Annotated in this window: 22 protein-coding genes; 14 read left to right on the top strand and 8 right to left on the bottom strand. The window is 67.1% G+C overall.

The annotated features are described in order from the left end of the window. The first annotated feature begins 147 nt into the window (after positions 1-147). Both E0T84_RS15005 and E0T84_RS15010 read left to right on the top strand, forming a co-directional pair. Positions 148-594 (top strand): transposase, encoded by a 447-nt coding sequence (locus tag E0T84_RS15005; protein WP_249383645.1) that lies wholly within the window; start codon positions 148-150, stop codon positions 592-594. Between the two features lie 32 nt (positions 595-626). Beyond that, the gene (locus E0T84_RS15010; protein WP_138744803.1) at positions 627-3,914 is read left to right on the top strand and encodes an error-prone DNA polymerase; all 3,288 of its coding nucleotides are present in this window, start codon (positions 627-629) and stop codon (positions 3,912-3,914) included. A 15-nt stretch (positions 3,915-3,929) separates the two neighbouring features. Here E0T84_RS15010 and E0T84_RS15015 read toward each other — a convergent pair whose 3' ends face one another. Next, entirely contained in the window at positions 3,930-4,931 is a 1,002-nt protein-coding gene (locus tag E0T84_RS15015; protein WP_249383646.1) for a hypothetical protein, read from the bottom strand. A gap of 264 nt (positions 4,932-5,195) precedes the next feature. Between E0T84_RS15015 and E0T84_RS15020 the strand changes: the two genes are divergently transcribed. Then, positions 5,196-5,768 (top strand): forkhead-associated protein, encoded by a 573-nt coding sequence (locus E0T84_RS15020; protein WP_070187360.1) that lies wholly within the window; start codon positions 5,196-5,198, stop codon positions 5,766-5,768. 143 nt (positions 5,769-5,911) lie between these two features. Then, the gene (locus tag E0T84_RS15025; RefSeq protein WP_070187359.1) at positions 5,912-6,565 is read left to right on the top strand and encodes a nitroreductase family protein; all 654 of its coding nucleotides are present in this window, start codon (positions 5,912-5,914) and stop codon (positions 6,563-6,565) included. A 110-nt stretch (positions 6,566-6,675) separates the two neighbouring features. Here E0T84_RS15025 and E0T84_RS15030 read toward each other — a convergent pair whose 3' ends face one another. Beyond that, positions 6,676-7,140 (bottom strand): tRNA (cytidine(34)-2'-O)-methyltransferase, encoded by a 465-nt coding sequence (locus E0T84_RS15030; RefSeq protein ID WP_070187358.1) that lies wholly within the window; start codon positions 7,138-7,140, stop codon positions 6,676-6,678. Positions 7,141-7,472: 332 nt separating this feature from the next. Here E0T84_RS15030 and E0T84_RS15035 point away from each other — a divergent pair, with 332 nt between their 5' ends. Genes E0T84_RS15035 through E0T84_RS15055 form a run of 5 tightly spaced genes read left to right on the top strand, consistent with a single transcriptional unit; the run spans position 7,473 to position 12,444 of the window. Continuing rightward, positions 7,473-10,481 carry a sensor histidine kinase gene (locus E0T84_RS15035; protein ID WP_138744804.1) on the top strand — a complete coding sequence of 1,003 codons (3,009 nt, stop codon included), beginning with the start codon at positions 7,473-7,475 and terminating at the stop codon, positions 10,479-10,481. Then, the gene (locus E0T84_RS15040; protein ID WP_070187356.1) at positions 10,478-10,885 is read left to right on the top strand and encodes a roadblock/LC7 domain-containing protein; all 408 of its coding nucleotides are present in this window, start codon (positions 10,478-10,480) and stop codon (positions 10,883-10,885) included. Before E0T84_RS15035 ends, E0T84_RS15040 begins: the two co-directional genes overlap by 4 nt. Before the next feature lie 34 nt (positions 10,886-10,919). Continuing rightward, entirely contained in the window at positions 10,920-11,285 is a 366-nt protein-coding gene (locus tag E0T84_RS15045; RefSeq protein WP_070946031.1) for a DUF742 domain-containing protein, read from the top strand. Beyond that, a complete protein-coding gene (locus E0T84_RS15050) occupies positions 11,266-11,877 on the top strand; it encodes an ATP/GTP-binding protein (protein WP_070945979.1) in 612 nt (203 codons plus the stop codon). The genes E0T84_RS15045 and E0T84_RS15050 overlap by 20 nt, the downstream gene beginning before the upstream one ends. 3 nt (positions 11,878-11,880) lie before the next feature. Next, positions 11,881-12,444 (top strand): pentapeptide repeat-containing protein, encoded by a 564-nt coding sequence (locus E0T84_RS15055; RefSeq protein WP_070945980.1) that lies wholly within the window; start codon positions 11,881-11,883, stop codon positions 12,442-12,444. Positions 12,445-12,615: 171 nt separating this feature from the next. Here the strand turns inward: E0T84_RS15055 and E0T84_RS15060 are convergent, their stop codons facing one another. Further along, positions 12,616-15,279, bottom strand: coding sequence for an FHA domain-containing protein (locus tag E0T84_RS15060; protein ID WP_171055040.1), 2,664 nt, complete (start codon positions 15,277-15,279; stop codon positions 12,616-12,618). Positions 15,280-15,355: 76 nt separating this feature from the next. On the opposite strand from E0T84_RS15060, the gene E0T84_RS15065 reads away from it, so the two are divergent. Continuing rightward, entirely contained in the window at positions 15,356-17,098 is a 1,743-nt protein-coding gene (locus E0T84_RS15065; RefSeq protein ID WP_138744806.1) for a PQQ-binding-like beta-propeller repeat protein, read from the top strand. Here the strand turns inward: E0T84_RS15065 and E0T84_RS15070 are convergent. Then, positions 17,095-18,003 (bottom strand): diphosphate--fructose-6-phosphate 1-phosphotransferase, encoded by a 909-nt coding sequence (locus E0T84_RS15070; protein ID WP_138744807.1) that lies wholly within the window; start codon positions 18,001-18,003, stop codon positions 17,095-17,097. The genes E0T84_RS15065 and E0T84_RS15070 overlap by 4 nt on opposite strands. Positions 18,004-18,010: 7 nt before the next feature. Further along, a complete protein-coding gene (locus E0T84_RS15075; RefSeq protein WP_138744808.1) occupies positions 18,011-19,234 on the bottom strand; it encodes an NADH:flavin oxidoreductase in 1,224 nt (407 codons plus the stop codon). A gap of 38 nt (positions 19,235-19,272) precedes the next feature. Between E0T84_RS15075 and E0T84_RS15080 the strand changes: the two genes are divergently transcribed. From E0T84_RS15080 to E0T84_RS15095, 4 genes are all read left to right on the top strand, one after another. Next, complete coding sequence (locus E0T84_RS15080; RefSeq protein WP_075910292.1) at positions 19,273-20,124, top strand: bifunctional methylenetetrahydrofolate dehydrogenase/methenyltetrahydrofolate cyclohydrolase; 852 nt, start codon at positions 19,273-19,275, stop codon at positions 20,122-20,124. Then, on the top strand, positions 20,121-20,414 hold the full coding sequence (locus E0T84_RS15085) for a DUF3017 domain-containing protein (RefSeq protein WP_070187350.1): 294 nt from the start codon (positions 20,121-20,123) through the stop codon (positions 20,412-20,414). Before E0T84_RS15080 ends, E0T84_RS15085 begins: the two co-directional genes overlap by 4 nt. 165 nt (positions 20,415-20,579) lie before the next feature. Beyond that, a complete protein-coding gene (locus tag E0T84_RS15090; protein ID WP_138744809.1) occupies positions 20,580-21,203 on the top strand; it encodes a TetR/AcrR family transcriptional regulator in 624 nt (207 codons plus the stop codon). Next, the gene (locus E0T84_RS15095; protein ID WP_138744810.1) at positions 21,200-22,738 is read left to right on the top strand and encodes an FAD-dependent monooxygenase; all 1,539 of its coding nucleotides are present in this window, start codon (positions 21,200-21,202) and stop codon (positions 22,736-22,738) included. Before E0T84_RS15090 ends, E0T84_RS15095 begins: the two co-directional genes overlap by 4 nt. Positions 22,739-22,763: 25 nt before the next feature. Here E0T84_RS15095 and E0T84_RS15100 read toward each other — a convergent pair whose 3' ends face one another. From E0T84_RS15100 to E0T84_RS15110, 3 genes are read right to left on the bottom strand one after another with little or no spacing between them, the layout of a single operon-like run. Then, complete coding sequence (locus E0T84_RS15100) at positions 22,764-23,492, bottom strand: class I SAM-dependent methyltransferase (protein ID WP_138744811.1); 729 nt, start codon at positions 23,490-23,492, stop codon at positions 22,764-22,766. After that, complete coding sequence (locus E0T84_RS15105; protein WP_138744812.1) at positions 23,489-24,619, bottom strand: homoserine O-acetyltransferase; 1,131 nt, start codon at positions 24,617-24,619, stop codon at positions 23,489-23,491. Before E0T84_RS15105 ends, E0T84_RS15100 begins: the two co-directional genes overlap by 4 nt. A 20-nt stretch (positions 24,620-24,639) precedes the next feature. Then, positions 24,640-25,971 (bottom strand): bifunctional o-acetylhomoserine/o-acetylserine sulfhydrylase, encoded by a 1,332-nt coding sequence (locus E0T84_RS15110; RefSeq protein ID WP_138744813.1) that lies wholly within the window; start codon positions 25,969-25,971, stop codon positions 24,640-24,642. Positions 25,972-26,128: the final 157 nt, after the last annotated feature.

The raw sequence follows: 26,128 nt of genomic DNA on the forward strand, positions 1-26,128 counted from the left end.
TTCTTCACCCGCGAAGTGCCTTCCCGTCAGGACGATTGAACCCTAGAGAAGTCCAATTATCCCTTGCAGGACAGGCACTTTCGCTTACCTACACACCCCACACGCAACATTCCGTGAAAAATCCGGGCTAGCCGCGCAGACTTCACATTGTCCTCAGGACAATGGCGAAAAGCCCGCACCGCGTTACGAACCGGCGCCGAGCGACTCAACCCCGCCCGCGGTCACCTCGTTGAAACCATCACCACACAGAACCACGACATTGGCACCGCCTGGCGAATGAAAGAGCAACTACGACAACTCTTTCGAATAACACACCCCGCACGAGCATCACGGTATCTACGACGCTGGATCCGCCGCGCCACCGACAGCGGCATCCGCCCTCTCATTCAACTGGCACGCCGGCTCGACCTGCACTTCGACGGCATCATCAACACCATCAAACTCGGCATCAGCAACGCCCTCATCGAAGGCATCAACGCCAAAATCCGCCTCATCAACGCACGCGGCTACGGACACCACTCCGCCAAAGCACTGACCTCAATGATCTACCTCTGCCTCGGCGGCCTGAACCCTCAACTACCCACAAGAACATGAGGAGTAGCACAAATGTTCGATATGCTGGCGTGGTGGGTTGGCATAACGGGCCGCCGAGCTGGTCGGAGATGGAGCGGGTACTTACCGGTAAACCGCGTCGTTCCGGGCTGCCGTTGGAACCCGTCGGCGACGGTGGGGACAGCCCGGCCTGGTCGCGTAAACGCGGTAGCTATCAGCCGCCGGAACTTGACCGGCCGCGGACGTCCGTCCGCTATGCCGAGCTACATGCGCACAGCGCCTACAGCTTCCTCGACGGCGCCAGTACGCCGGAGGAGTTGGTCGAGGAGGCGGCCCGGTTGAACCTGCGGGCGATCGCGCTGACCGATCACGACGGCCTCTACGGCGTGGTCCGGTTCGCCGAGGCGGCTCGGGAGCTGGACGTGGCCACGGTGTTCGGTGCCGAATTGTCGCTCGGCAACATTTCGCGCACCGAAGATCCCGATCCACCTGGCCCGCATCTGCTGGTGCTGGCCCGCGGGCCGGAGGGGTACCGGCGGTTGTCCCGTGAGATCGCCAAGGCGCACCTGGCCGGTGGCGAGAAAGGTAAGCCCCGTTACGACTTCGACGGCCTCGCCGAGGCTGCCGGTGGGCACTGGCACATCCTCACCGGATGTCGTAAAGGTCATGTCCGCCAAGCGCTCTCGAAAGGCGGTCCGGAAGCGGCTGCCGTCGCACTGGCCGATCTGGTGGATCGCTTCGGGGCGGGCCGGGTTAGCGTCGAACTCACCCGTCACGGTCATCCGTGTGACGACGAACGCAACGCCGCCCTGGCCGGGCTGGCCCGGCGGTTCGGGCTACCGGTGGTGGCCACCACAGGTGCGCACGTCGCGGTGCCTGAACGGGGCAGGCTGGCCATGGCGATGGCCGCGATCCGGGCCCGGAACTCGATGGATACCGCGGCTGGCTGGCTGGCCCCGCTCGGCGGGTCTCACCTGCGCTCGGGGGAGGAGATGGCCCGGTTGTTCGGTACCGAGATCGTGACGGCTGCAGCAGATCTCGGTGAGCAGTGTGCCTTCGGGTTGGCGCTCATCGCCCCGCAGCTGCCCCCGTACCCAGATGTACCGTCCGGCGAAACCGAAGACAGTTGGTTGCGGCATCTGGTCATGACGGGTGCGGCCGAGCGGTACGGCCCGGTCGGCAACGCCGAGAAGGCCTATGCGCAGATCGAACACGAACTGCGCATCATCGAGCAGTTGAAGTTTCCCGGCTACTTCCTTGTGGTGCACGACATCACCCGGTTCTGCCGGGACAACGACATCCTGTGTCAGGGCAGGGGATCGGCGGCCAACTCGGCGGTCTGCTATGCGCTGAAGGTCACCAACGTCGATCCGATCGCCAACGAGCTGTTGTTCGAACGGTTCCTGTCCCCGGCCCGTGACGGCCCGCCCGACATCGATATCGACATCGAATCGGACTTGCGTGAGAACGTCATTCAGTATGTCTACGAGCGTTACGGCCGTGACTACGCCGCGCAAGTCGCCAACGTCATCACCTATCGCGGCCGCAGCGCAGTCCGTGACATGGCCCGGGCCCTGGGATTCTCCCAGGGGCAGCAGGACGCCTGGAGCAAGCAGCTCAGCCGGTGGAACGGACGTCCGGACTCGCCGGAGGCCGAGGACATCCCGCGGCCGGTGATCGAGTTGGCCACCCAGATCGCCAACCTGCCGCGGCACCTCGGCATCCACTCGGGAGGCATGGTGATCTGTGACCGTCCGATCGCCGACGTGTGCCCGGTGGAGTGGGCCCGCATGGCCAACCGCAGCGTGCTGCAGTGGGACAAAGATGACTGTGCGGCAATCGGTTTGGTGAAGTTCGACCTGCTTGGCCTCGGGATGCTCTCGGCGTTGCACTACGCCATCGACCTGCTGGCCGAGCACAAAGGCATCGATGTAGACCTGGCCAAGCTGGACCTGTCCGAACCAGCGGTCTACGAAATGCTGCAGAAGGCCGACTCGGTCGGGGTGTTCCAGGTGGAATCCCGCGCACAGATGGCCACCCTGCCCCGGTTGAAACCGCGGAAGTTCTACGACCTCGTGGTGGAGGTGGCGCTGATCCGGCCGGGGCCGATCCAGGGCGGCTCGGTACACCCCTTCATCAAGCGGCGCAACGGTCTGGAGGAAGTGACCTACGACCATCCCTCGATGGAGCCGGCGCTGAAGAAAACCCTTGGGGTGCCACTGTTCCAGGAACAGCTCATGCAATTGGCAGTCGACTGTGCGGGTTTCACCCCGGCCGAGGCCGACCAGTTGCGCCGGGCGATGGGTTCCAAACGCTCCACCGAGAAGATGCGCCGGTTGCGTGCCCGGTTCTACGACGGCATGCGAGACCTCCACGGCATCACCGGCGAGGTGGCCGAGCGGATCTACGAGAAGCTGGAGGCATTCGCCAATTTCGGTTTCCCGGAAAGTCATTCGCTGAGCTTCGCGTCGCTGGTCTTCTATTCGTCATGGTTCAAGCTGCACCATCCGGCGGCGTTCTGCGCGGCACTGCTGCGGGCCCAGCCGATGGGGTTCTATTCCCCGCAGTCACTGGTGGCCGACGCGCGCCGACACGGGGTGGTGGTACACGGCCCTGATGTCAACGCCAGCCTGGCCTACGCGACGTTGGAGAACGCCGGTATGGACGTACGGCTGGGGTTAGGCAGCGTGCGGCACATCGGTGACGAGTTGGCGGGGCGTCTGGTCGATGAACGAAATGCCCACGGGCCGTTCACCACCCTGATCGACCTGACCAACCGGGTGCAGCTGTCGGTGCCGCAGACCGAGGCGCTGGCCACCGCCGGGGCGCTGGGGTGTTTCGGGATCAGCCGGCGTGAGGCGCTGTGGGCCGCAGGTGCGGCGGCTACTCAGCGGCCGGACCGGTTACCGGGAGTGGGCTCTTCCTCCCACGTCCCGGCATTGCCGGGCATGAGCGCGCTGGAGCTGTCGGCCGCCGACGTGTGGGCCACCGGTATCTCACCGGACAGCTATCCCACCCAGTACCTGCGTGCCGACCTCGATGCGATAGGCGTGATTCCGGCCGACAAGTTGCTGGATGTCGTCGACGGGACTCGGATCCTGGTTGCCGGGGCGGTAACTCACCGGCAGCGTCCGGCGACCGCGCAGGGGGTGACGTTCATGAACCTGGAAGACGAGACCGGGATGGTGAACGTGCTGTGTGCACCGGGGGTGTGGGCGCGCTACCGCAAGCTGGCGCAGACGGCGCCGGCCCTGGTGGTCCGCGGAATCGTGCAGAACGCCAGCGGCGCGGTCACGGTGATCGCCGACCGGATGAGCCGGGTCGAGCTGAGGGTGGGGTCCCGGTCGCGCGATTTCCGTTGAGCGCTGAGGCCGGGTTCAGTGCTCCGCGTCGGCGCTCGGCTCCGCCTTCGGCAGCTCCGGCGGGCTCGCACTGGTGCCGTTCTCAAGCCCGCTCCGCAGCAACGACCATGCCAGCCGCCGCGCGGCAGTGGCCCGCTCTTGTAGCAGCCGCTGGACCGCCGGGATGGGGTTGGTTTCCGGGGTGCGTCCCTCGACCACGTCGGAGTGCACATCCTCGGCGACCTGGATCGCCATCAGAACCGCGTCGTTGACGCGGTTCAGCGCATCCTGCAGGCGCTCGTCTTGGTTGAGCAGGTGGGCATTGTCCAGCTCGACCGAAACGTCGTTCACGACCTGGCTGATCTGCTCGAAGAGCGCGTTCATCGCGGTTTCCCGCTCGTCACGGTCCGGGTTGCGCAATTGCGTCGCAGCTTCGGTCCACAGCGTTGCGAGCATCCGGGTGTGTGCGCCGACCGCCCGCGAGACCTCGATCATGGCCTGCTTCTGCAGTTGTTCGAGCAGGTTGTTGCGCTCGATACGGGCCAGTTCCTGCTGAGCCGCCAGCTCGGCATGGTGCAGTCTCTGCTGGGATTCCATCTGGGCCCGATGCCATTTCTGGTTCAGGGCGATCTCGAGGGCGGAGCGTTCGTCGGCGGCCGCGAGCTCACGGCGTAGCCGTTCGTCGGCTTGGGCGATGTCGTACTTGGCCTGACGCTGGAGCGTGAGGATGAGCCACATCGTCACCATCACGACGACGAAGACGACGGCGCCGAAGAACCACTCGGCCTTGCTTCCCGACTCGCCCGGACCGAACACCAGGTATCCGACGATGGCCAGGGCGCCCAGACCGGCGCACACCAACCAGCCGATGCTGACCTTGGTGATGCCGGCCTTGGTGTCGATCGGCGTGGCGTCGGGGGCCCGGACTTGATCCACTGCGGCCACCCGCATGGGCTCGGTCGTCTCGCCGATCTCGCTGTAATCCAACGGGGCACCCCCTGGCTCAGCGACCCTTGTCGATTCAGTTAGTCCGGCCATGTCGACCTCCCGTCGGCCAAGCCTGCCACCGTGCGGCGTTCAGAGTAAGGCCATCCTCGGCAGCGGGTGCTACCGGCCGGTGGCATCCGCATTCGCATACCTTGTTTTTCGTCATTCTTCAAGTGCCCCTAGCGATGACGCGCGGCGTCGAAACCGCTAGTGTCATCCCGAGTTCAACCGCGAGCGGCGGCGAATCGACCACCCAGGCCGAGCAGCCGGCCGTTCACCATGTATCTATTGCACTCGCTGGAGAATTGAGGCCTCATGGGACAAAAAGCCACGCTGGAAGGTGATTCGGCGGTCATCGTCAGTCTGTCGGAAGCGGCGATGCACATGTACTCGGCCGCCATCGACGCACTGCCGTTCCCCGAGGACAAGAAGTTCCACAAACGCGCCGACGTTGTCCTGTCCGGGCTGCGGAAGCTGCGCGCTTCCCTGACCGAGGCAGCCAGCAGCGACCGCCCTTCACCCTCGGTCATCGTGGCGCTCAGCGGAGTCCGTCAGCGGTACGACTCGCTGATGGCGCACGCCGCCGCGGCGCCGGGATCCTCTCTGGGGCAGCAGATCTACGTCACGCGCGTCCACGCCAAGCTGTCGGCGCAGGAAGTGGCTAACGGTGCCGGCCTGCCTGACGGCCTGCTCGACGAGCTCGAGGCGGGCGCAACCCCGACCGAGGCCGAGGCGCAGAAGATTCGGGACACCATTGCCGCGCTCGGCGGGTTGCCCGGCGACGATCACGGTATTCACGCTGTGCCCAACCCGATCGACTACGCGTCGTCCGACGAGTCGCAGGTCAGCGGCTGGGAGCCCATGGTGGTCTCGGAGAACGCCGGCTGATCGGCCCGTGCGCCGGCGCCTCGACGGCGTCGGTGTGCAACTTTCATCGGTTAGCTGAGTTTCACTGCGGCGCACGATGATTGAAGCTCCCCAGCAAACTGCTGGGGAGCTTCGCTGTTTTGGCGGCGCGGTAGTCTCGCGGCATGACAGCCGAATCCACCCTGAACCTGACCGTCGATGAACTCCTGACCACCACCCGATCGGTGCGCAAACGGCTCGACTTCGAGAAACCGGTGCCCCGGGACGTGGTCATGCAATGTCTCGACCTGGCGCTACAGGCCCCCACCGGGTCGAATGCACAAGGCTGGCAATGGGTTTTCGTGGAGGATGTGGCAAAGAAGAAGGCGTTGGCCGACATCTACCGGGCCAACGCCAACCCGTACCTCGACCTACCGAAGCCGGAGCGCGGTGACATCCGTGATGAGCAGATCGGCGCGGTGATGAGCTCGGCCAAGTACCTGGCCGACAACTTCGAGAAGGCGCCGGTGCTGATGGTGCCGTGCCTTGAGGGCCGGCCCGACGGTGCGCCAGCCGGGATGAGCGCGTCCTTCTGGGGCTCGCTGCTGCCCGCGGTGTGGAGCTTCATGCTGGCACTGCGGTCACGGGGCCTGGGGTCGGCCTGGACGACGCTGCACCTGCTCGGTGACGGAGAGAAGCAGGCCGCCGAGCTGCTGGGGATCCCGTTCGAGCGGTACGCCCAGGCGGGTCTGTTCCCGATCGCCTACACCGTGGGCACCGACTTCAAGAAGGCCAAGCGCCTTCCGGCCGAGCAGTTCTCACACTGGGACAGTTGGTGAGTCGGGCGCTCTGGGGCCTCTGGTGCACCCGATGCAATTGTGAAGCCGGTGTATGAACTCTCTGTGAGATTCGGGCGTGGGTCGCGGGGCGGCCCACGCCCGAGGCGTAACTAGACGCCGCCGGCGAACCCGTGCTGGCGCCACGCCTCATAGGCGGCGACTGCCGCCGCATTCGACAGATTCAATGACCGTCTGCCGTCGAGCATCGGAATACGCACCTGCTCGGTGATATTCGGGTCGGCCAGAGTGTGTGCGTCCAGGCCGGTGGGTTCCGGGCCGAACATCAAAACGTCTCCCGGCTCATAGGCGATATCGGCGAACGAGGTCGACGCATGCGCGGTGAACGCGTAGACCCGGGCCGGCAGCAATGCCCGCCACGCGGCGGCCAGATCGGCGTGCACGGTCACCGATGCCAGGTCGTGGTAGTCGAGGCCGGCCCGGCGCAGCTTGGGCTCGGACAGGTCGAAGCCCAACGGCTCGACCAGGTGCAGCTCGCATCCGGTGCCCGCCACCATCCTGATCGCATTGCCGGTGTTGGGTGCGATGCGCGGAGAAAAGAACAACACCCGGAACATCCGACGATGATCGTACGAAGGCCGGCCGCGGGGCGAATCGGGATGCAAATGCGGGCGAAATCGGCTACCCGGAATGCGGCGCGGAAATCGGTACGCGATTCGGCAAGGTCGGCGCTGTTTGCTCGATTACCACACAACTGCGCTACAGCTCGGTCACGAACTCTGTCTGTTCAGTAAGAATTGTGGAAACGCTCGCGGGAGACTGTCATACTCGTGCAATTGCCAAGGCGTTTGACGCCCGCCCCCGCGTGGGCGGAAACAGCAGGAAGTCTTATGAATCACGCCCCACGAGTGAATTGCGGCCACGCAGCCGGTAGTGCGGTTGGGCGCCGATGACTGCCTTTACGCAGCTGAAACAGGCTGACGGCACCCTCGTCGAATTCTCCCCAGCTCCATCGGCTCCGGCCAAGCGCCCCTCGCGCTGGTCACCGGCCAACTGGCCGGTCACGAGGAAAGTCCTTGCCATCGTCGTCGTGCCGTTGATCCTGGCGGCGACATTCGGTGGCTTGCGCATCTATGCCAGTGCCAGCGCTGCCGGAGACCTGCGGTTGGCGGCCGACCGCGCCGAACTGATCCCCGACATCGACGGCTATATGGCGGCGATGGAGGGCGTGCTGATCGCAGCCACCGAAGGCGGCGACGGGCAGTCGGCCATGTCGACGTTCGACGAGCGCAAATCCGACTTGAAGCAGCGGGTGGATGCCACCGATCTGCCGGAAGACGTGGATCAGGCGGTGACCGGCCTGCTCGGGAAAGGCCAGCAACTCGTCGATGCCGTGATGTCCAATTCGATCGACCTGCGGCAGCGCATCCTCGAGTACGGTCCGCTGCTGCTGACCGGCGAAGCCGCCATCACCGGTTCGGTGCACAGCAATCAACAGGCGGTCCAGGCCCGGGTGGAGGCACTGGCTCGCGCGGTGGGCGCCCGTGGGCAGATGGCGATCCAGCGGATGCTGGTCAACCGCGGCGGCGACGAGCCGGAGCCGTTGCTGCGCACCTCGATGATCACGATGGCCGGCACCGAGCCGTCCACGGTCGCGGCGCTGACGAAGGTGCTCGGGGGCGGCTCCGAGGAGGCGGCCACACTGCGCGCCGAGATGGTCAAGCGCATGGCGATGATGTCCAACCCCGGCATCCCGCTCGTCGGGAACCCGGACATGTTGGCCTCGCTGGACGCGACCAACAAGATCGCCGAGCAGATCATCGAGGACACCACGACGTCCATCCCGGCGGCCGTGGAGGCACAGGCCGCCGATGCCCGCAACGACGCCATCCGCGACGCCATCCTGGTGGCGACCGCGATCGTCAGCGCCATGGTCATCGTGTTGTTGGTGGCCCGATCGCTGGTGCGCCCGCTGCGCACCCTGCGTGACAGCGCGCTCAAAGTGGCCCACCAGGACCTGGCCAAGGAGATCGAGCGGGTTCGCGCCGGCGGCGAGTTGGTGCCGGTCAACCCGATCCCTGTGCAGACCACCGAAGAGGTCGGTCAGGTGGCCCATGCCGTCGACGAACTGCACGAGCAGGCGGTGTTCCTCGCCGGGGAACAGGCCCAGCTGCAGCTGCAGGTCGCCGACATGTTCGAGACGTTGTCGCGGCGCAGCCGTTCCCTGGTCGACCAGCAGTTGTCGCTCATCGATCAGCTCGAACGCAACGAGGACGATCCAGAACGCCTGGAGAGCCTGTTCCGGCTCGACCATCTGGCTGCCCGCATGCGCCGCAACGGCGCGAACCTGTTGGTGCTGTCCGGTTCCAAACTCGCGCGTGAGCACAGCCGTCCGGTGCCGCTGGCGACGGTGATCAACGCCGCTGCCTCGGAAGTGGAGGACTACACCCGCGTCGTCACCGCGTCGGTGGCCGACGTCGAGATCGTCGGTGCGGCGGCCGGTGACCTGATCCACCTGCTGGCCGAACTGCTCGACAATGCGCTGCGCTATTCGCCGCCGATCTCGCAGGTGCGGGTCTCGGCCGTGCATGCCGCCAAGGGCGCGTTGGTGATCGAGGTCAGCGACGTCGGCCTGGGCATGACCGAGGCCGATCTGCGGGTCGCCAACACCCGACTGCAGTCCGGCGGTGAGGTCAACCCCTACACCGCGCGTCACATGGGTCTGTTCGTGGTCGGGCGCCTGGCCACCCAGCACGGCCTGGTGGTGCGGCTACGCAGCACCGTGGCCGAAGAACCGAGTTCGGGTACCACGGCAGGGGTGTACATCCCGGCGGCACTGCTGGCCCGCGACGGGGCCGACCCGATCGACGAGCTGCCTTACGGCAGGCCCGTCGACGCCCATGCCGGGATCTCGACGGCGCTGTCGTTGGACGCCGACCCGGCCGATGCGTCGGCGTTGGACTCGGAAACGGCTGAGGCCCACCTGAACGGCGCGGAGATGCCGTTCGACCTGCTGCCGCAGCGCAGTCCCGGGGCCAGCGGAATCTCGGAGCTGCCGGGCACCCTCGCCCCGCAACCGGAACCGGAGCCGGCGGCGGAAGTGCCGGCCCAGGAACCTGAGGACGAATCGGTCAGCGAATGGCCACAGCAATGGCCCGTGCATACCGAAGAGAGTGCGGCGCTGGCCAAGGGCGAAGTCAAGGGTGAGGGCGCGGGTGCGGCCGGCCCGCCGGCCGACGAAGTGGACGACACCGACGAAGTGGACGACACCGAGGCTGGACGTCAAACACCCACCAACACGTCGTCGTTCTTCGCCTCGCGCGGCCAGGCCGCCGCCTACGGCGTCAACGGCCTCAACGGCGCAGACGACCACGACGGCCGCAACGGCGTCAACGGCCACAGCGGTCTGAACGGAGTCAGCGGTCTCAGCGGTCTCAACGGTGCGGCTCAACCAGCCGAGCCCGCACCCGAGGAGCACGTCGAACCCGCGGCCCAGGTCGAAAGCCCCGAGGCCCAGGGCGACTCCATCTATCAGTCGATGGTCTCCGAATTCGAGATCGACCCGACCACCCACGTGGGCAGCGCCGACCTGGATTGGCAGACGGTCTGGGAGAAGGGCTGGTCGGTGGCCGCGGCCGCGCAGGACGCGCCCGTCGACCAGCGCACCGAGGAAGGCCTGCCCATGCGTACCCCGGGCGCCCGCCTGGTGCCGGGCGGCGTCGCCGCTGCCGTCGGCGCTGCCGGCGAGTCCAACGGCCGTCACCGCAACGGTGGAGTACACCGTAACGACGACAGCATCGAGACGGTAGCATCGGCAGACGAACCTGACAGCGGCATGTTCGCGGCGTTCAAACCGCGCGATCCCGAGGCTGTCCGTACGAGCACCAGCAACCTTTTCGGAGGCGTGCACGCCGGCCGGTCGCATGCCCGTGAGACCAGAGGAACCGATAACGAATGACCCGTCCGACGCAGCGCGACTCCCTGGACTGGCTCGTGTCCAAGTTCGCCCGCGAGGTTTCCGGGGTGTCCCATGCGGTGCTGGTTTCGGCCGACGGACTGCTGATGGCCGCCAGCGAACACATGCCGGTCGAACGCGCCGACCAGCTCGCCGCGGTCTCCTCCGGACTGGCCAGCCTCGCCACCGGAGCGTCCCAGTTGTTCAACGGCGGCCACGTGATGCAGTCGGTGGTCGAAATGGAGAACGGCTACCTGCTGCTGATGCGGGTGGGAGACGGCTCCAACCTGGCCACGCTGACCACCCCGTCGTGTGACATCGGCCAGGTCGGCTACGAGATGGCGATTCTGGTCGAGCGGGTCGGCGCGGTGGTGCAGTCTTCGCGCCGCACGCCGCAACCGTCCTGAGTCCCCGCCCCCTTCTGCCCTTCGCGAGGTGCCTGTGGACGAACCGGAAAACACTGACCGTCCGAGTCTGGTGCGGCCGTACACGCTGACGGCCGGCCGCACGGACTCGCGCGTGCACCTTCCGCTGGAAGCGCCGGTGCAAAAAACCGACACGACACGTGAACCGCGCTGGACTGGGCACGATGTGCGCGCACAGATCGTAGAGTTGTGCACCGGCAGCCCTTCGGTTGCCGAGATTGCCGCTCATTTATCTCTCCCGCTCGGCGTGGCGCGCGTGCTGATCGGGGACTTGGTGACGCAGGGTTATCTACGGGTGGAAGCCACCCTTGATGATTCGGCTAGCTTCGACGAACGCCGCGAATTGATTGGAAGGACCCTGCGTGGCCTACGAGCACTCTGAACCCCGCTCGGCCTCCGCCGGTGGCGCCCCCCGACGTGGGGCAGCCTCGACGAAGATCGTCATCTCTGGCGGGTTCGGGGCAGGGAAGACGACATTCGTCGGCGCGGTCTCCGAGATCATGCCGCTGCGGACAGAAGCGTTGGTCACCAACGTGTCTGAAGGTGTCGACGCCCTGGACGGAACCCCGGACAAGCGCACCACCACGGTCGCGATGGATTTCGGCAGGATCACGCTGGACGAGGATCTGGTGCTCTACCTGTTCGGCACGCCCGGGCAGCGCCGGTTCTGGTTCATGTGGGACGACCTGGTGCGCGGCGCGATCGGTGCCATCATCCTCGTCGATGTGCGACGCCTGCAGGACAGCTTCGCCGCGGTCGACTTCTTCGAGGCCCGCAAGCTGCCGTTCATCGTCGCGGTGAACGAGTTCGACGACGCGCCAAAGCATCCCACCCAGGCAGTCCGCAAGGCGCTGGCACTGCCCGAGCACATCCCGGTGGTCGCCGTGGACGCCCGTGACCGCAACTCGGCCAAGGCTGCCCTGATCGCGGTCACCGAGTACTCGTTGACGACGATGTCGGCGTTGCCCGGCTGAGGCGTGGCAGCTGACGAAACCGCCTGGGCGGACCGGGAATTCACCGGCCACGACTTCCGCGACGAAGATCTGAGCCGGTTGCGAACTGAGCGGGTGGTGTTCACCGAGTGCGATTTCAGCGGCGTTGACATGTCTGAGTCGGAGCATTTCGGCTCTGCGTTCCGCAACTGCACGTTCCGGCGCGCCACCCTCTGGCACAGCACCTTCACCAACTGCAGCCTGCTCGGTTCGGTGTTCAGCGAGTGCCGGCTCCGGCCGATCAAGATCGTGGAATCGGATCTGACCCTGGCCGTGCTCGGTGGTTGCGATCTGCGCAACGTCGACCTGTCGGACTGCCGCCTGCGGGAGGCCAGTCTAGTCGGTGTGGACCTGCGCAAGGCGGTGCTACGGCAGGCGGACCTGACCGGTGCGCGGGTGCAGGACGCCAAGCTCGACGAGGCCGATCTGCGTGGTGCCCGCGTCGACCCCACTTTCTGGACCACCGCGAAGCTGCGCGGCGCCAAGATCGACATCGCCCAGGCGCTGGCGTACTCCGCGGCACACGGTCTCGACGTCCACGGCGGCTAGCCGGGGCCCAACCGGCCGGCCTTCCGGCGCCCGCTTTGTCACGCCAGCCGGCCCGTCGGCGTCGAGCGTCACGCTGGCGTGGCATCCAAATCTGTCTTGTCACGTCAGAGTGGCGCCCGAGCCCGAGCGTCACTCTGGCGTGACAAGGGCCTGACAACGAACGGGTAGAACTCAGCCGGCCTTGAGGCGGATGCGCCAGCGCACGAACCCGGTGTAGACGATGCAGAGCAACAGCAGGATGCCGATGTTGATCAGCCACACGGTCGGGGTGTGCTTCCAGTGCGAATCGGCGGGCAGCAGCGGTGGCGGCACCAGGCGGGTCAGGTCGATGGTCGACGCCGACGCCGCGAAGCCCCAGCGGGCCGGGGTGATCCACGACAACTGATCGAGCACCACGCGGTCGGTCACCGGGATCATCCCGCCGGAGAACACCAGCTGGCTCATCACGGTCACAACCAGCAGAGGCATGATCTGTTCGGCAGAGCGGGCCAGTGCCGACAGCGCCAGGCCCACCATCGCGGAGGCCACACATGTCATGGAGATGTCGATGAACAGCTCCAGGTTGCGGCCGCTGACGAAGGCCCCGCTGTCGACAGAGCCCGGACCCCAGCCCTTCCCCAGGATCGTGATCACCGTGACGATGGCGGATTGGAGCACGGCGAACACGGCGAAAACCGCGATCTTGGCCAGCAGGTAGGCCGTCGTCGACAGGCCGACCGCCTGCTCGCGACGGAAGATCGCCTGCTCGCCGATCAGCGCCCGGATGGTCAGCGCGGTGCCCATGAAGATCGCACCGACGTTGAGCATCACCAGGATCTGCCCTGCTTCGTTGGGCGCCTCGCCGCCTTGGACGGCCGGCACCGGCAGACCGAACCCGACATCACCGGGCACCGACAGCGACAGCACACCCATGATGAACGGCAGCATCAGCAGGAACGCGGTGTAGCCCCGGTCGGACACGATCAGCCGAACTTGTCGGCGGGCGATCGTGGACAGCTGCCGGAACAGGCTGGTCTTGGCGGGCTCACCCAGATCGCCCGGCTGTGCCGACGACGCCGCGGCCGCCGGTGCCGGACCGGTACGGGCCAGATACTTGCGGTTGGCCTCGGCCGGATCACCTGCCACGGTGCTGAAGATGTCGGCCCAGTTGGTCGTGCCGAGCTCGGGACCGATCTGATCGGGCGGGCCACAGAACGCGGTCTTACCGCCGGGGGCCAGCAGCAGCACCTGATCGCACACGTCGAGGTAGGTCAGCGAGTGCGTGACGACGAGCACCACGCGGCCGGCGTCGGCCAGCTGGCGCAGCATCGTCATCACCTGGCGGTCGAGTGCTGGGTCCAGGCCGGAGGTGGGCTCGTCGAGGATCAGCAGTGACGGGCCGGTAAGCAGTTCGAGTGCGACCGAGGCGCGCTTGCGCTGCCCGCCGGACAGCTTGTCGACGCGAGTGTCGAGGTGCTTGGTCATCTCAAGCTCTTCGAGCACCTGCATGACGACCTGCTCGCGGTCTTCCTTGGTGGTGTCCGGCGGCAGTCGCAGCTCAGCTGCGTACATCAGGGCCTGCCGGACCGTGAGCTGGCCGTGCACCACGTCGTCTTGGGGGACCATGCCGATCCGGGAACGCAGCGAGGCGTATTCGGCGTGGACGTCGTGACCCTCGAAGGTGACCGAGCCGGTCGTCGGATGTGTGTAGCCGGCGACCTGTTTGGCGAATGTCGACTTGCCCGCACCCGACGGGCCGATCACCGCGGTGAGGGTGCCGGGCCGGGCATCGATGGAGATGTTGTCGAGCAGGGTCTTGTTGCCCTCGATGGTCCACGTCAGGCCGCGTACCTCGAGACCGCCGGTGCGGGTGTCGGCCTCGGTTTCACTGCGGCGCACCAGGGTGCCCCCGGTGAACACCAGGTCGACATTGCCGATGGTGACCACGTCGCCGTCGTGCAGGACGGCGGAATCCACCCGCGCGCCGTTGACGAACGTGCCGTTGATGCTGCGCTCATCACGGATTTCGGTGCCGCCGGTCATCGGGATCAACGTCGCGTGATGTCGCGAGGCCAGCACGTCGGGAATGACGATGTCGTTGTCGGTCGCGCGGCCGATCTTCACCGAACCTGCCGGCGCCGTGGTGGTGCGCCCTGGCCGCAGGATCTTCATCATGCTGGTCGCGATGTTGCCGCCGGCTTCACTGCTGCCGCGAGCCGAGCCGGCCGCCGGGCCCATCGCCGTCGGTGCCGCGGCCGGGTTCGAGTTGCGGACCGGCTGCGACTGATAGGACTGCGGCCCGCTGGGGTGGCCCGGCTGCGGGCCGCTCGGGTAACCGGTTTGTGGGCCGCTCGGGTAGCCGCCCTGTGGGCCGCTGGGATATCCGGCCGGCGCGGTGGGGTAGCGCGGCTGCGGACCGGACGAGTATCCGGGGCGGGCAGGTGCGGGCGGCTGACCGTAGTGCTGACGGCCGGGAGCGGCCGCCTGGGTAGGCCAGGCGCCGCTGGGACGGTTGCCGACGGGCACCGCAGCGGTCGGTGTCCGGCCGACCGAACCCTGGTGTCGCCCCACCTCGAAGGTCAACTGGGGCCCGTCGGGGTTACCGATGTTGACGACCTGGCCGTCGTGGATGTCGATCGTGGGCACCCGACGGCCGTTGGCATACATGCCGTTGAGGCTGCCGTTGTCGATCGCGACCCAACGGCCTTGGTCGAAGCGCAGCACCAGGTGCGCACGCGAGATCAGCGGGTGGGCAATGCGGACGTCGGCACGAAGGTCTCGGCCGATGACGACATCGTTGCCCGGGGCAAAGGTACGGGTCGACCCGTCGAAACGAACAGTCAGCGCAGGGCTCATCGCGCTCAACTCTATCGGTTGTTCTCACCGGGGCTGGGCCGTTGCGGAGGTGTCGCCGCGTGTGACGATGGCACCCATGGGTTCTGAAGAGGCGCGGAAGACGGCAGGCCGGGTGCTCGGCGTGCTGCGGTCGCTCGGCACGATGCTGGCTGGGGCGGCAGTGGTGTGGCTGGTGTGGGCGGCGGTGCTGGCGGCCTGGGCGCGGCTCGGCGCGCAGCACAGCGCCGGCGAAAGCGCCTGGTACGTCTCCGGGCTGCACCGGTGGGGCGACGCCCTCCCGGGCCGTATGGCGCTGATCGTGGTGGTCGTCGCGGTGGTGCTGCTCGCGGCGATGGCCTACAGCGTCTGGCGCGGCCACACGGGCCGGGATCTGGCGGCCACCCCGGCCGGAGCGGCGGGTGTGGCGGCGCTGCTGGTCATCGCCTACGTCTCCCAGGGAATCCCGGCGTTCTACCGGACGGCGATGGACAACGCGCCGGTCACCGCGGCGCTGCCGGCCGGGATGGCGGCCTGGTGGTTGGGCCTGGCGGGTGCCGCGGCGACTTTCCTGGCGGCCCGGGCCTTCCCTGTGCTGGATCGCGGTGCCGTGAAGTTGCTGGCGCTCGGTGCAGCGATCGCAGTCGTGGTTGCCGCGGTGGTGACCGTGGGCGCCTTTCGTGCCGGTGACGACACACGTTTCCTCGATGCGTCGACGGCAGCAGCTACCGATGTGCCTGCGGTGCCCGACACGTTGGGGAAGCGCACGTTCACGGTGTCTGTGCCCGACGCGTTCGAGGGGGACAGGCACGAGCCCACTCGCCAAATCGCTGCTGCCGGAGCCGGTTTCGCGGTGTACGGCGATCATCGCATTACCGCCTACGGCGTCGACGGCAAGGAACGCTGGCACTTTGTGCGCACCGGGCCCGGCGGGGTGGCGGTCAACGGCATGCGGGTGTTCGACAACGGCGCCACGGTGGTGGCCGTCGTCGACAAGGGTCTGGTGGGTCTCGATGCCACCACCGGCGAGCGGCTGTGGGCAGGCGCCGACGATCAGATGATGTATGCGCTGGCCGAAGTGCCCGGCTACAACCTGGAGGCGCCGTTCTTGGTGTACCGCGACGACCGGGCTTGGGTGCGCTTCGACACCCGCACCGGTGCCCCGAAGTGGACGGTGCCCGCACCCCACGCCGATTGCGTCTTCCCGGCCCGCGCGGTGGACACCCGCGCGTGGCTGGTGTCGGTGGTGCAATGTCCGTCCGAGCAGGGCAATGCGATCCGGGTGGTCGCACTCAACCCCGACAACGGCGAAACCGTTTGGGACCACGAGGTGTTCAAAGGTCAGGCCGACGCGGGCGCGGTGGCCACTGCGGCGAATGCGGTGGGCATCTTCATTCAGTTCGGTGGGGCCGGCGCACCTTCGGGGATCTCCTACGTCAACGTGGTGGACAAGAGCGTGACCCCGCTTCCGGAGCGGGGCACCGGCGAACCTTCCCTCGGGCCCAGTGACAACTTCCTGTTCTCGGGCCGTGACGGCGGCCGCCAACTCATGTTGTTCGGTCCCGACGGTAAGCAGAGATGCGCTGGCGTCCAAGGTGTTCGCGGTACCCAGACCCGTCTTGCGGGGCACGGTTCGGGCCTGGCGTATCTGTCGTTCGCGAACAGCTTCGTGCTGGCGGACAACTCAGATCAGGGGTCGCTGCGTACCTTCGACGCGAAGACCTGCGCTCAGACCGCGGCGGTGCCCGCGGAGTCGGTGGAGGGTTTCGTTCCGGTGCCGGGTGCGGTCCTGGTGCTGCGGCGCGACGGGCAGACGCTGCAGATCGACGGGTACACCGCTTAGGCGGGCGTGTTGGCCAGTGCGGGCACCGCTTCTTTCGGGTAGCGGTCCTGGGCGTCCCAGACGTCCCAGGTCTGCACTGCCCAGAACACGGCGAACAGCACGATGAGGATGAGTTCGACGGTGATCACGCCGAAGTGCCAGCCGAGGATCAGCAGTACGACGCCGGCCGCGATGGTGATGAGCATGAGCCCGGCGATCGTGGCGTAGAACCGCGCCAGGTGCCGGCGCACAGCTGCCCTGGCGTAGCACGCGTGGTAGACCGCCACGAGCGTGATGGCCAGAAACATTGCCACCGAGGCGATTACGTGTGCGTGTTGAGCGAACCAGCCCCACAGCATCAGCGGTGCCCCGGCGACGGAGATGGCCAACAACCCTGCCGGAAGCCACTTTTCGGTGCGAATCAGCGTCGTGGCGATGGTCTTCCACGGTGTGGCGGCCTCGGAGCAGGACGGCTCAGAGGCCACGGGGGGCTCATGCGGTCGCCGCCAGTGACTCAGCGCCAGATAGGTCCCGGTGCCGACGGCGACGGCCACGAACAGCGCGGCGACGTTGTTGGCGACGCCGCCGAACGGGTCGGTGACGGTGGGAAGCCATGGTCGGCACAGATCACCGGGGCCGGTGGGCACCAGCGCCACGATGAACGCCATGAACCCGGAATAGTTCAGCAACGCGTCTTCACCGATGCGGCTGCCCTTGTAGGCGATCAGGCAGATCCCGATCGCACACAGCGAGGCCAGGAACACCGCGTGGGTGCGGGTGTAGAAGAACGCACTGATCGAGCCCTGCGGGCAGGTGTGCGCCCACGTCAACGCCAGCGAGGTCAACAGGAACACCACCAGCGCGACCAGACCGACCCGCACATAGCGGTAGGTAACCATGGTGTCGCTGGGATCGTTGCCAACCATGGAGCTATTACCTCACGAGTGAGTCCGGGGCTCCCGTCACCACGCAGTGGGTATGGCTGTAGATCGTCGGCATACACATGTTGCAGTGCGTGCACAGCGATTTGGTGGAACCCTTGGATTCCTCGTTCTTGATCCGGTTGAGCAGGTCCGGCTCGGCGAGCAGGGCGCGGCCCATTGCAACGAACTCGAAGCCCGCCGCCATCGCCCGGTCCATGGTCTCGCGGTTGGTGATGCCACCCAGAAGGATGATCGGCATGCTCAGCTCGGCGCGGAACTTCTCGGCGTCGCGCATCAGATATGCCTCGTGGTACGGATACTCGCGGAAGAACTTGTTGCCGCTCATCCGGATGCCCCAGCTGATCGGGGGTTTGAAGTTCGCTGCGAACTCCTTGACCGGTGCACCCCCACGGAACAGGTACATGGGGTTGACCAGCGAGCTGCCCGCGGTGAGCTCGATCGCGTCCAGCCCGCCGTCCTCCTCGAGCCACTTCGCGGTCTGCAGCGACTCGTCGATCGGGATGCCGCCGCGGACTCCGTCGCTCATGTTGAGCTTGGCGATGACGGCGATCTTCTTGTCGCCGTGCTTGTCGACGGCGTCGCGCACCGCGCGCACCACGCCGCGGGCCACCTTCGCGCGGTTCTCCAGCGATCCGCCGAACTCATCGGTGCGGCGGTTGATCAGCGGGGACAGGAACGAACTGGCCAGGTAGTTGTGGCCGAGGTGCACCTCGACGGCGTCGAAGCCCGAGTCGATGGCCAGCCGGGCGGCGTTGGCGTGGGCTTCGGTGACCTCGCGGATGTCGTCGATCGTGGCCTTCTTGGCGAACCGCATCGACAGCGGGTTGAAGAACCGTACCGGCGCCAGTGCCGTGGCCTTGTTGGTCCGGGAGTTGGCCACTGGCCCGGCGTGGCCGATCTGGGCGCTGATGGCCGCACCCTCGGCGTGGATGGTCTCGGTCAATTTGGTCAGTCCGGGCACGGCTTCGGGCCGCATCCAGATCTGCCAGCCATCGGTGCGGCCGCCGGGCGCCACCGCGCAGTAGGCGACGGTGGTCATGCCGACCCCACCGGCTGCGGGCAGCCGGTGATAGTTGATCAAATCCTCGGTGACCAGCGCGTCAGGAGTGGACGCTTCGAAGGTGGCGGCCTTGATGATGCGGTTACGCAGCGTCACGGGGCCGAGCTTGGCCTCACTGAAAACATCAGTGAACACATTGGGCTGAGTGTTCATAGGTGGAGCTTGCCACGCCACCTGACACAATGGCACCCGTGGGTGCGATTGTTTTGGACGGTAAGGCCACGCGTGACGAGATCTTCGTCGACCTCAAGCAGCGCGTAGCGAAATTGGCCGAAGCCGGCCGGACGCCGGGCCTCGGGACGGTGCTGGTCGGTGACGACCCAGGATCGCAGGCTTATGTGCGCGGCAAGCATGCCGACTGCGCCAAAGTCGGCATCAACTCGATCCGCCGCGACCTGCCTGCCGACATCACCCAGGCCCAGCTCGACGAGACGATCGACGAGCTCAACGCCAACCCGGACTGCACGGGATACATCGTGCAGCTGCCGCTGCCCAAGCACCTGGACGAGAACGCCGCGCTGGAGCGCATCGACCCGGACAAGGACGCCGACGGCCTGCACCCGACCAACCTCGGCCGGCTGGTGCTGGGCAAGGACGCGCCGCTGCCCTGCACCCCCCGCGGCATCGTGCACCTGCTGCGACGGTTCGAGGTGCCGATCGCCGGGGCGCATGTCGTGGTGATCGGCCGCGGCGTCACCGTCGGTCGGCCGATGGGCCTGCTGCTCACCCGACGTTCGGAGAACGCCACCGTGACGCTGTGCCACACCGGAACCCGCGATCTGCCGGCGTTGACCCGCCAGGCCGACATCATCATCGCTGCGGTCGGCGTACCGCACATGGTCACCGCGGACATGGTCAAGCCGGGCGCGGCCGTCGTCGATGTCGGCGTGAGCCGGGTGGACGGCAAGCTCACCGGTGACGTCGCGCCGGACGTCTGGGAGGTGGCCGGGCATGTATCACCCAACCCGGGCGGGGTGGGTCCGCTGACGCGCGCATTCTTGCTGACCAATGTCGTCGAGCTCGAAGAGTCGAAACTGGCGTGACAGCAAAGGAGTTCGTCCGCAAGGTGGTTGCCGGGCAGTGGCCGATCCTGGTGGTCGGGCTGATCTTTGTCGCGGCCTTCGCCTTGGTGGTGGCGGGCTATTGGCGGCGCGGCGCGCTGGTCATCGGCATCGGGGTGGGCGCGGCAGCGGCGCTGCGACTCGCGCTGACCGATGACCGGGCAGGCCTTCTGGTAGTGCGCTCGCGCACCATCGACTTCGCGACCACGGCGACGGTGAGTGCTGCGGTGCTCTACATCGCCTGGACCATCGACCCGCTGGGCACTTCGTAGTTCCTCGCCGAGTGGCCAGTTGTTGCCCATGAATTGGGAAAACCCGTGTCATAACTGGCCTTTCGGCACAGCCCAGGTGTCGGCGGAGTTGTCGTAGACGCGCCGTTAGATAAATGCCCAGTGGGCAATATTGCTCAGTGGGCAATAATTGGCTACCGTGGTGGCATGGCACCGGGACTGCGAGAGCGCAAGAAGCTCGACACGCGACGGGCGCTCAGCGATGCGGCGCTGACACTGGCGTTCGAGCGCGGGCTGGAGAACGTCACCCGCGAAGACATCGCCAATCTGGCTGGCGTCTCGCTGCGCACCTTCACCAACTACTTCTCCGGCAAGTACGACGCCTTGGCGTACCGGCAGCAGGAGCGCCTGCGCCGCAGCATCGACCTGTTCCGCTCGCGCCCGGCCGACGAACCGCTGTGGACCGCCATCACCGAATCGGTGGTCAATCCGGTGGACGCCGACATGTCCGACGTCTACGGTGTGGAGAACGCGCTGCCGACTCGCCAGCAGCTGGCCGAGGTCCGAAAATTGCTGATGATCCCGGAAATTCGCGATGCCACCTTCCGGGGGATGGTCGACGAGTGGGTGGCGGCGATCGCCGAGCGGACCGGCACCGACCCCGAATGCGACATGTATCCCCGGCTGGTGGCCGCCGTGGTGCGCGCGGTCGGCGATGTAGCGATGGACGAGTACGGGATCTCCGATCCGCCAGTGTCTTTCACGGCACTGCTGCGCCAAGGATTTGCGGCAGTAGCCGCAGGCCTGCCTGAACCAGGAAGGAACTCATGAACGAGAACAGGGTAGACGTCGTCATCTCCGGTGCCGGCCCCAACGGCCTGTTGGTGGCGGGGGAGCTGGCGCTGGCCGGGGTGCGGCCGGTGGTGCTCGAGCAACTGCCTGAGCCCAGCGCGGAACTCAAGGCCAATGGCATTGTCGGACAGGCCAACCGAGTGCTCGATCTCCGGGGTCTGTACGGCGAGCTCAGTGGTACCGGCGCGGCGCCGGAACCCATGGCCGGTTACATCTTCGCCGGAATGCAGGTGCCGTTCGTCGATGTTGTCGACAATCCCATGTACGGCATGCTGATCCAGCAGCCCCAGGTGGTGCGTGAGCTGGTGGACTGGGTGCAAGGCCTGGGGGCTGAAATCCGTTGGGGACACGAACTCATCGACTTCGAACAGGGACCAGAAGGCGTCGTCCTGCACGTCTCGGCGCCCGAGGGGGCCTACCGGTTGCCGGCCACCTACCTCGTCGGCGCCGACGGTGGCCGCAGTCCGGTGCGGAAGAAGGCCGGCATCGAGTTTCCCGGACTCACCACCGACGTCGTCGCACGGGTGGCACACGTCAGCCTGCCCAGGGAACTGCGGACCGCGCCCGGGTGCATCGAAATCCCCGGCGTCGGACATATCCCATTCGGGCACAATCGGTTTGATGACGGAGTGCTCATCTATGCGGAATTCCAGGAGGGACGGTCCATGCTCGGAACCATCGAGTACGGTTCCGTTCTTCCCGACGACGCGCCGGAGCTGATGATCGACGAGTTGCGCGCGAGCGTGAGGCGAGTGGTCGGCGCCGACCTGCCGATCGAGCCCCCGGCCGGGCCGGGGCCGCACGCGTTACGGCGTATCAACGGCCAGAACACCCGCCAGGCCGAACGGTACCGTGCGGGCAACGTGTTCCTGGTCGGCGATGCGGCCCACGTGCATTCGGCCATGGGCGGGCCGGGCCTGAACCTGGGCCTGCAGGATGCGATGAACCTGGGCTGGAAACTGGCCGCGACTGTGCAGGGCTGGGCGCCAGACGGCCTGCTGGACAGCTACCACAGCGAGCGCTGGCCGGCCGGGCAGCGGGTGATGATGCACTCCATGGCCCAGGCTGCCCTGATGGCCGCCGGCCCCGAAGTCACGGCGCTGCGAACGCTTTTCGGTGAACTTCTGGCCACACCGGACGGCTCGACGCACATCGCCGGCGTGCTGGCCGGCTCCGATGTCCGGTACTCGGTCGACAGCGGGCACCGGCTGTCCGGATACTTCATTCCCGATTTCGTGCTGGACGACGGCCGCCGTATTGCCGAGCTGTTGCGCACGGGCCGGCCGATGTTGCTCGACCTCTCGGGCGGGGCTTACGCCGAGATCGTCGACGGCTGGCGTGACCGCGTCGACGTGACGGTGACGACCGCAGCAGGTCGGCCCGCCGCCGCTATGCTTATCCTCCCCGACGGCTATGTCGCCTGGGCGGCAGACGAATTCGATGGCGAAGGGCTCCGGGCGGCTCTGGAACGCTGGTTCGGCCCGGAGGCCGAGTCGTCCGCGCTCAGCGCCTGAGGGCGCCTCAGCTTCAGTCTCTGCCTCAGCCGAGGGTGGCCCGGATCCCCACGGTGACATAGGGCAGCGCAAGCCCCGACGAGTTGGCCAGCGCTGGGTGGGTGGCCAGCAGTTCACGCACCTGCTCCAGCGTCCGGGTACGCACCTGCTCCGGTGAGGTGATGCAGTAGCTGCGCGAGGCCACGAGGTCGATGAGGGCCTGGGGCGTCAGGTAGCTCGTCCACTCCACCTGGTGGCGTTCGATATCACCGAACGGCTCGGCCAGCGTCACCTCGCTGTTGAACGGATCGTGCTCGGGGCCGATGATCCGGCCCAGATCCTTGACCCATCCGGACCGTTCGTCGCGGGTGTTCCACACCAGGCCCAGCCGGCCGCCGGGGCGAAGCACCCGGCTGACCTCCTTGACGGCCCGCTCGGGGTCGAACCAGTGCCAGGCCTGCGCCACCAGCACGGCGTCGACGCTGTTGTCGGCCAGTGGGATCTCCTCGGCCGTACCCAGCAGCGCCGGGGTGTCCGGCAGTGAGTTCGACAGCAGCTCAAGCATTTCGGGGATGGGATCCACGGCGATCACGTCCAGCCCGCGCTCGACGAGCCGGGTGGTCAGCTTGCCGGTGCCTGCGCCCAGATCCAGCACGTCGTGCGCACCCTCGGGAAGCAGCCAGTCGATCGTCTCCGGCGGATACGACGGCCGGCCGCGTTCGTAGGCTGCGGCTTCCGAGCCGAAGGACAGAGAACGCGCCTTGGGCGAGCTCACCGTGCTGCCAGCTCCAGCGTGCGGCGGATCAACTTGCCAACCACTTCCGTCTCGACCAGGAAGCCGTCGTGCCCATAGGCCGAGTCGACCACGTCCAGGCCGTTGCAGCCGGGTAGCAGCTCGGCCAGCTCCTGTTGTAGCCGGATGGGGTAGAGCCGGTCGGAGGTGATCCCACCGACGATGACGGGCACCGGACAGCTGCGCAGAGCACTGGTGACGCCGCCGCGGCCGCGGCCCACATCGTGGGTCGACAGCGCATCCGAGAGGGCCACATAGGTGCCCGGGTCGAACCGGCGGGCCAGCTTGCCGCCCTGGTATTCCAGGTAGCTCTGCACTCCGTAGCGTCCGCCGGTGGCCGGATCCTCATCGCCCTGGGCGTCGTTGCGGAAACGCTCGTCGAGCTCTTCCTCGCCGCGATAGGTCAGGTGCGCGAAGCGCCGGGCGATCTCCATGCCGGCCAGCGGGGCCCGGTCGGTGTCGTAGTAGTCCCCGCCCTGCCAGTCCGGGTCGGCCTTGATCGCGGCCACCTGGGTGCTCTGGGTACCGATCTGATCGGCCGTGGCGCGGGCGCCGACCGCCAGCACCAGTCCGGTCCGAACTTCGTCGGGGTGTCCGACGAGCCATTCCAGGGCGCGGGCTCCGCCCATCGACCCGCCGATCACGGCGGCAATCTCGGTGATGCCGAAGGCGGCCAGGGCGGCCCGGTCGGCTGCGACCTGGTCGCGGATGGTGATCTGGGGAAACCGTGAGCCCCAAGGCTTTCCGTCGGGCGCAAGCGAACCGGGCCCGGTCGAGCCCTGGCAGCCGCCGAGCGCGTTGGTCGAGATCGCGCACCACTGGTCGGTGTCGATCGGGGCACCCGGTCCGGCCACCCCGTCCCACCAGCCCGCGGTCGGATGGCCGTCGCCGGCCGGTCCGGTCACGTGGGAGTCGCCTGTCAGGGCGTGCAGCACCATCACCACGTTGTCGCGTGCGGGCGACAGTTCGCCCCAGCGCTGCACGGCGATCGACACGTCGGGCAGGACGGTGCCGTTCTCGAGCGTCAGCGCACCGATGTGCACGACGGTGGTCTCGCCTTCGGCGGGCAACGGGAGGGTGGACACGGCCGGTTCTTCGGTGATCGTCATGGCGGTCTTCTCTCGCCGTCCTACACCGTCGCCGCAGTCTGCGGTACGCCGCTGAACGGGCGGGCGGCGGCGAACCCCTGCTCCAGGTCGGCCAGGATGTCGTCGATGCCCTCGATGCCGACGGCCAACCGCACCAGACCGGGCGTGACACCGGTGGACAACTGTTCGGAGGGGGAGAGCTGCTGGTGGGTCGTCGAGGCCGGATGGATGACGAGCGAGCGCACATCGCCGATGTTGGCGACGTGGCTGTGCAGGGTCAAGGCGTTGACGAAGGCCTTGCCCGCTTCCACACCTCCGGCCAGCTCGAAGGCCAGCACAGCGCCGGTGCCCTTGGGGGCGATCCTGCGGCCCAGCTCGTACCAGGGTGAGTTGGGAAGTCCGGCGTAGTTCACCGAGGTCACGTCGGAATGTCCGGCGAGGTACTCGGCGACCTTCTGCGCATTGGCCACGTGGCGTTCAACACGCAGCGACAGCGTTTCCAATCCCTGCGCGATCAAAAAGGCATTGAAGGGAGAGATCGCGCTGCCCAGATCGCGCAGCAGCTGCACGCGGGCCTTGAGGGCATAGGCCGGTGCGCCGAGTTCGGCGAAGACCACGCCGTGGTAGCTGGGATCTGGGGTGGTGAACCCGGGGTGGCGGCCCTGCGTCCAGTCGAAGTTGCCGCTGTCGACGATCACGCCCGCGATCGCCGAGCCGTGCCCACCCAGGTACTTGGTGGCCGAGTGGACCACGATGTCGGCCCCGAGCGCGATCGGCTGGATCAGGTACGGGGTGGCGATGGTGTTGTCGACGATCAGCGGGACGCCGCTGTCGTGTGCCACCGCGGACACGTTCGGGATGTCGAGGATGTCGATCTGGGGATTGGAGATGGTCTCGGCGAAGAACGCCTTGGTGTTGGGCCGTACCGCGGCCCGCCAGCTGTCGAGGCTGTCCGGGTCCTCGACGAAGCTGACCTCGATGCCCAGCTTGGGCAGCGTGTAGTGGAACAGGTTGTAGGTGCCGCCGTACAGGCGCGGGCTGGACACGATGTGGTCGCCGGCGCCGGCCAGGTTGAGGATGGCGAACGTCTCGGCCGCCTGACCCGAGGACAGCAGCAGTGCGGCCACGCCGCCTTCGAGCGCGGCGATGCGCTGCTCGACGACGTCGGTGGTCGGGTTCATGATCCGGGTGTAGATGTTGCCCGGCTCGGCCAGGCCGAACAGCGCGGCGGCGTGGTCGGTGCTGTCGAAGGTGTAGGAGGTGGTCTGGTAGATCGGCAGGGCCCGGGCCTTGGTGGCGGCGTCGGGAGTCTGACCGGCGTGGACCTGCTTGGTTTCGAACGACCAATTGGCGGCGACGTCGGGGTTTGTCATGGCTGGGATGTCTCCTCCGTGAAGGGGATGAGGAAGGCAGGGCGTGTGGTCGGCTACCGGGCGCCGGGCTTGTCGTCGATCACGACGGGCCGACGCGTTGGGTTCACGGACACATACACATGGCTGGCCTCCATCAGGTTTCCCTGTCTGTCTGGGG

The sequence above is a fragment of the Mycobacterium sp. DBP42 genome, from assembly GCF_005924235.1.
GTDB lineage: Bacteria > Actinomycetota > Actinomycetes > Mycobacteriales > Mycobacteriaceae > Mycobacterium > Mycobacterium syngnathidarum.

Coding starts and splice junctions, on each gene's coding strand:
- E0T84_RS15060 (WP_171055040.1), bottom strand. CDS start 15,279: ATGAGCCCTGCGCTGACTGTTCGTTTCGACGGGTCGACCCGTACCTTT.
- E0T84_RS15030 (WP_070187358.1), bottom strand. CDS start 7,140: ATGTTCCGGGTGTTGTTCTTTTCTCCGCGCATCGCACCCAACACCGGC.
- E0T84_RS15090 (WP_138744809.1), top strand. CDS start 20,580: ATGGCACCGGGACTGCGAGAGCGCAAGAAGCTCGACACGCGACGGGCG.
- E0T84_RS15070 (WP_138744807.1), bottom strand. CDS start 18,003: ATGGTTGGCAACGATCCCAGCGACACCATGGTTACCTACCGCTATGTG.
- E0T84_RS15075 (WP_138744808.1), bottom strand. CDS start 19,234: ATGAACACTCAGCCCAATGTGTTCACTGATGTTTTCAGTGAGGCCAAG.
- E0T84_RS15110 (WP_138744813.1), bottom strand. CDS start 25,971: ATGACAAACCCCGACGTCGCCGCCAATTGGTCGTTCGAAACCAAGCAG.
- E0T84_RS15020 (WP_070187360.1), top strand. CDS start 5,196: ATGGGACAAAAAGCCACGCTGGAAGGTGATTCGGCGGTCATCGTCAGT.
- E0T84_RS15095 (WP_138744810.1), top strand. CDS start 21,200: ATGAACGAGAACAGGGTAGACGTCGTCATCTCCGGTGCCGGCCCCAAC.
- E0T84_RS15105 (WP_138744812.1), bottom strand. CDS start 24,619: ATGACGATCACCGAAGAACCGGCCGTGTCCACCCTCCCGTTGCCCGCC.
- E0T84_RS15035 (WP_138744804.1), top strand. CDS start 7,473: ATGACTGCCTTTACGCAGCTGAAACAGGCTGACGGCACCCTCGTCGAA.
- E0T84_RS15065 (WP_138744806.1), top strand. CDS start 15,356: ATGGGTTCTGAAGAGGCGCGGAAGACGGCAGGCCGGGTGCTCGGCGTG.
- E0T84_RS15040 (WP_070187356.1), top strand. CDS start 10,478: ATGACCCGTCCGACGCAGCGCGACTCCCTGGACTGGCTCGTGTCCAAG.
- E0T84_RS15025 (WP_070187359.1), top strand. CDS start 5,912: ATGACAGCCGAATCCACCCTGAACCTGACCGTCGATGAACTCCTGACC.
- E0T84_RS15015 (WP_249383646.1), bottom strand. CDS start 4,931: ATGGCCGGACTAACTGAATCGACAAGGGTCGCTGAGCCAGGGGGTGCC.